Below are 5,005 nucleotides of genomic sequence, written 5' to 3'. Positions count from 1 at the left end.
GCAGGATATAAGTTGCTAAAAACACCAAGTGTTCATAGCTCTCACTGCTGGACTTCTCGATCTTCATGACATCAAGAGAGCCACCTTTCACTTCATTCTCAAACCGAAAATAGAAATACACACCTGCAACCAACCCCAGCAGCGACAAGATGCTAGAAAAGTTTTTCTTTGCAATGTCTGCAAATGCACTGAAGCCAACAAATTCGCAATTCTCGCCAAAACAGTAAGGAACATCTACAGTCAAAAATATAATAAAAACAAATAAAATCAGCAGTGAAAGTATGTACAACCCGATTTTATCCAAGGTATTTGAAAGATCCATCCTCATCGCCCTAATTACTGCTTATAAATACAGTATACATATTCATGAACTATCTTTCATAAAGATACTTCTGAAACCCAATAAAGGTTTCTCTGGTTGCTCCTGGTGAGCCAAATACCTCAACAGCATCGCCAATGGTGTTGTATTTGAGTTCTATCAGGTTGCGCATCTTGCTGGGCGATAGTTGAATCGCCACTGAAATGGTAGACACTTACTAGCATTACAAAAATTAGGCCTACAATCCAGTACCAAGCAGAGCTGGTTAAGTTATGCGAAACAAGGTATGGGGCAGAAATGTGTTGGCTACGCTAACTTGAAAATGGACAGAAACGTCTTAGGTTGATCCCCTCAGACGTACTTTAACCAAAGCTTGTTAGAACTGAAGCACTAAAGTCTTAAGTCTTAAGTCTTAAGTTCAGATGATGATAAGTATGGCTAAGTTCTGAAATACTTAAGAAGCTATTGAGATTATCTCCACATTAATTAGACTATTTAAAGTCACTACTTAAAAAGTAACCCTAGGTTATAGGGCTACTCAGTACTAGCAATCTTTCTTCCTGAAAGTAAAAGAACACTTTTAAGTCGCGCTATAAGCAATTGATTATTAGATGCTTTTGCTATTACAAGCATTGAGCTCGACTATTCAGCCAACACTTTTTTAAACTGGACATGTTTAACTCGATTTGAGGACATCTTGAACCCAGTAATTACGCTTTCGGGGTTTCTTTCTATATGGATGACACCAAGGTTGCGACTGACCAGCATATCTTGTTGCACTGCATCAAGCTTAGATATCAGACTGTTACCTATATGAAGCTGTAGCTCACCGTCAATTATCTTGATGTGGTAATTGACCATTAATGCTTCACTGTAAAAATTTCCCGTAAATTGGGCTAATTGGTCGCCGTTGTAATTGGCTGGTGTGTACTCATCACATATAAAGGGATCCTGACCATTTACCGAGACTGACATTTGATTACTTTTAGGCATAAAAGTCATAATGACGTTAGCAGACACACCCATTAGCTTGAACTGCTTTTCGGAAAGAGGGGCTAAATCATATTCTCGTTCGGGGGCTGGTGATAGCTTTAACTTTCCCTGTTTAATATACACATGACGTGAATCACTTCTATCTTCACTCCAATAGTGACCAGAAAAATTCTTTAACTGATCTGCGTTAAGTTCAATAAACTGCGGCGCACTTTCAACTTCTTTTTTGTAGAACTGATTTAAATATAGATCAGCAACTTGGTGTGCTAAACCAGTTGAATAAGCATCCTCTCTGTTCGCTAGGACAATGACTGAAAATTTTTGCTCTGGAAATCTAATCAGATTCGACTTAAAACCGCCAAACCACCCTGCGTGGTCTATCTGTTTAAGCCCTTTATAATCACTTATACGAAGCCCAGAAGCATAATCAAGTTGCTCACCGTTATTGAGCGTTCCAACGGTTGTCATTTTTTCCCAAAAGTTTTTATCAAACACTTTTTGTTGATAAAACTCATCGTCCCATTTTTTTAAATCTTCTACAGTAGTTAAAATGCCGCCATCACCAATAAGATCTAATGTTGACATGTTAATTTCGAATTCAGGTCCAGAGAAGGGGGTATATCCATAGGCTTTATTTTTCACAATACGGTTATGATTATTTTGAAACCGCGTATTGTGCATCTTCAGAGGCTTAAAGATTTCATTGTCAGCGAATGAGGCCATTGAAACTCCCGTTACCTTTTGCACTATTTGTGCAAGTAACCAATAACCTGAATTACTGTATAAAAACTCCTCCCCAGGATTGAAATTAAGTGATGGTTGAGCGGTCAACCACCCCATGACCTCTGCATCATCATAGTAATCATCAGTTCGAAAACCTTTTAACTCTTTAAGGTTAAAATAATCTCTAACCCCACTAGTGTGGTGGAGCAAATGTCTTATGGTGATGTCTTTTGCATAATCTGGAAAATCTGGAAAGAAAGAGTAGAGCGAATCGTTTAAATTCAAATTTTGTTGCTGAACTAATAGGAGAATAGTCGCTGCTGTGAATTGTTTTGAGGTAGATGCAATTCTAAAAACGGTGGTTGGAGTATTAGGGACTGAGTGCTCGATATTGGCTAAGCCATATCCTTTACTGAAAATGAGTTTACCTTCTTTAATAACTGCTACAGTGCCGCCTGGCTGGTCAACTTGTTCCCATTCGGAAAAAATACTATCAATGTCAAACTGGCTAGGCTCAGCAATAGCATCTGGGCGAAATGTAGAAATAACAATAAACACACTCACGAGGATTAATGATCTGATTTTTAGCAACTTAAACTCCATTTTAAAATTACATGTCTTCTTTTAGTCCACTGTATTCTATTTTTGTTCAAAATACTTACAAGTGAACATCTCCTTGGTAACCCTTGTCCTCGATTGCAAGCCAAACTCACGACTTCTTTCTTACATCTATTCAAATAGAGTATTCAAATGTATACAAGAGTGGCTTTTTATTTAGCTATACAAAAAACTGCTGACTCGAAGATCTCCGTTTGAAGTGAACGAATGTGTAAAGCTATTTTGATCTAAAGCTTGAGACTAGTTCACATTGTAAGAGCTATTTTACAAGGGCAGCAAGATTCTCAAAAAGTTAACCGAAAAGGGAAATACTGTTGTTTTCCTCTCGTCACTTTTTGCAAAAGATTAGGGGCGAAGCGACACAACGTAGTTTATTAAATGACTAACAAGGTTTGGGGCAATAACTGCTTAGAGTGGCCACTCTAAGCAGTATCTGGACAAAAGCTTGATAGACTTATTGTACTAGCGGGTAATACTTATTAGATTTCCTAAGGGGAGTGAGCTAATCTAATGGATGCTTCACTCCATTGACCATCACATGCTTTACGCGCAGTAGTTTTAACCTTTTAGTTTGTGCCTAAATTAATTATTTAACTACAACAAGTCACAGATTAGTGTGATATTTCATCCTGTGAATTGCATCATGTAGCCTGAAACTAATAACACGCTGATTAAAAGAAAAATATACATATCAACATAACACTGTTTTTAGTGGCCAGCTGGACAATAAATACTTTCAGGCCTTCAAGCGGTCGTTGCTAAAACGACAGTAACGCAAATCCGCTACATCTTGCATCAAACTCAGCAAGCCTGCACCTCATGCAGCAATGATGTCGCTGCAATTTGGTGAATCGACATGCCAGCACTGAGCCTGATTGATTGGCTCAATTGTTCAAGTTCAAGGCGTTGTCAGCATGAGAATGTTCATTGACCCGGCTCAGATTTACCTGCATCTAGACACCGTGGACTTTCGTAAGTCGATTAACGGTTTGATTGTGGTGGTTGAGCAACCGCTTGAGTTATCGCCCATTATGGATGCGCTGTTATTCAGATAGCTAGCGTTTATTCAACCAAAAATTCCGAGAAAGTTGTTTGATATTTAAACATCAAAGATCAACAAACCCTAGTTTCTTCAATAGAGCATTTTTTCTTGCTTTGTTTCAGGACTACCAATTTTTTTACTTGTTAATCTATTTATATTGCGAACTTGGTTCGTATATTTAAATCAAGAAAAGGTGAAGATTATGACAACTTTAACTATTGAACAACTAAAAAAACTGGAATTCGAATTCAATATTTTTGAAGCAGATACAATGTTTGAAAGATTAGAAGTCGATAGAAGTGAGGATTGGGCACCGGAGGAAATGCATCCATATTATATTTCTTACGTGGTGGGATCATGCACTGCTACAGCCGACAAAATAAAAATCGAATTTTTTTGGACTGCCCAAGGGGGAAGTAAAAGTATTGAAGATGCTTACGAGTTCGATATATCGATTGAAGATGATCAAGGTATAAAAATTGAGGGCCTCGAAATTGTCGATGAAGACGGGGACAAAATTGAAGGATTCAAGCTAGATCATGTTGTGATAGGAGCATTTAATGCTCTAAATTGGGAACATCAATTGTGGGATAAACTGCCAACGATAAATGATAACTAATTAAGATATATTTAGTTGTAAATTCCAGCCCCACATTTTTATCGTACTGGAATTTACAACTCAATATATATGCTCCTTAAATGTTGTTGTTAACTAACACTTGTTAGACATTTTATATTCGATCTTCTTTTATTTGATCAATAAATCCTCTCATTTTTGAAAATAAATCCTCATATACGCAAGAATAACCTTCATTCGAATAGAATCCTTCAAGATCTCAACTCCGTTTTTCGTACTCAGCTTAAATATGAAGCGGGCACACTTGACGAAGTCAATTGGCGTCGGCGAATGCATCGCTTGCGGCGCAGTATCATTGACTGGCTTGAACGCGGCACGAAAGTGCCTTCCTCACGCTATGCAGGTCGTTGCCGCTACATCCTCAAATATGAAGTGGGTTTATGGGGATTTCTCAATCATCCAGATACGCCGTTAACCAATAACGAGGTTGAGCGCTGTCTGCGTGGCAGTGTGATTATGCGAAAAATCTGTTACGGCACCAGCTCGGATAGAGGTGAGAAATTCCGCTCTCGGGTTTTATCGATGGTTGAAACGTGCAAGAAACGCAAACTATCGCCAATCACAGTGATCAGCCAAATCATTACTGCCGTAAATGGCAAGAATGAGTACCCAGATGTTTTTGGGTTAATGTCGACCTAGCCAATCCCCCTCTGATGAACGGTTACTAATTAGC

At 38.4% G+C, this 5,005-nt stretch carries 3 protein-coding genes and 2 pseudogenes; 3 read left to right on the top strand and 2 right to left on the bottom strand.

Features of this window, described 5'->3' with window-relative positions; all coding sequences use genetic code 11:
• Positions 1 to 322, bottom strand: a pseudogene (locus H5202_RS17865) (anti-phage protein KwaA); the annotation flags it as partial.
• A 639-nt stretch (positions 323 to 961) separates the two neighbouring features.
• Positions 962 to 2,638, bottom strand: a complete 1,677-nt coding sequence (locus tag H5202_RS17860) for a serine hydrolase domain-containing protein (protein ID WP_182773256.1) — start codon at positions 2,636 to 2,638, stop codon at positions 962 to 964.
• Positions 2,639 to 3,567: 929 nt separating this feature from the next.
• Between H5202_RS17860 and tnpB the strand changes: the two genes are divergently transcribed.
• From tnpB to H5202_RS17845, 3 genes and pseudogenes are all read left to right on the top strand, one after another.
• Positions 3,568 to 3,708: an IS66 family insertion sequence element accessory protein TnpB gene (tnpB, locus tag H5202_RS17855; protein ID WP_182773255.1), complete on the top strand. Its 141-nt coding sequence runs from the start codon at positions 3,568 to 3,570 to the stop codon at positions 3,706 to 3,708.
• 189 nt (positions 3,709 to 3,897) lie between these two features.
• Complete coding sequence (locus H5202_RS17850; RefSeq protein WP_182773254.1) at positions 3,898 to 4,314, top strand: hypothetical protein; 417 nt, start codon at positions 3,898 to 3,900, stop codon at positions 4,312 to 4,314.
• Positions 4,315 to 4,515: 201 nt separating this feature from the next.
• Positions 4,516 to 4,971: pseudogene (locus H5202_RS17845) on the top strand (IS66 family transposase); the annotation flags it as partial.
• Positions 4,972 to 5,005 lie beyond the last annotated feature (34 nt).

This window comes from Shewanella sp. SG41-4 (assembly GCF_014164505.1).
In the GTDB taxonomy this organism is placed as follows: domain Bacteria; phylum Pseudomonadota; class Gammaproteobacteria; order Enterobacterales; family Shewanellaceae; genus Shewanella.
This window is presented reverse-complemented; position numbering and strand designations above follow the sequence as displayed.

Excerpts from the sequence above, each read along its gene's own strand:
- H5202_RS17860 (WP_182773256.1), bottom strand. The coding sequence starts at position 2,638 with ATGGAGTTTAAGTTGCTAAAAATCAGATCATTAATCCTCGTGAGTGTG.
- H5202_RS17850 (WP_182773254.1), top strand. The coding sequence starts at position 3,898 with ATGACAACTTTAACTATTGAACAACTAAAAAAACTGGAATTCGAATTC.
- tnpB (WP_182773255.1), top strand. The coding sequence starts at position 3,568 with ATGAGAATGTTCATTGACCCGGCTCAGATTTACCTGCATCTAGACACC.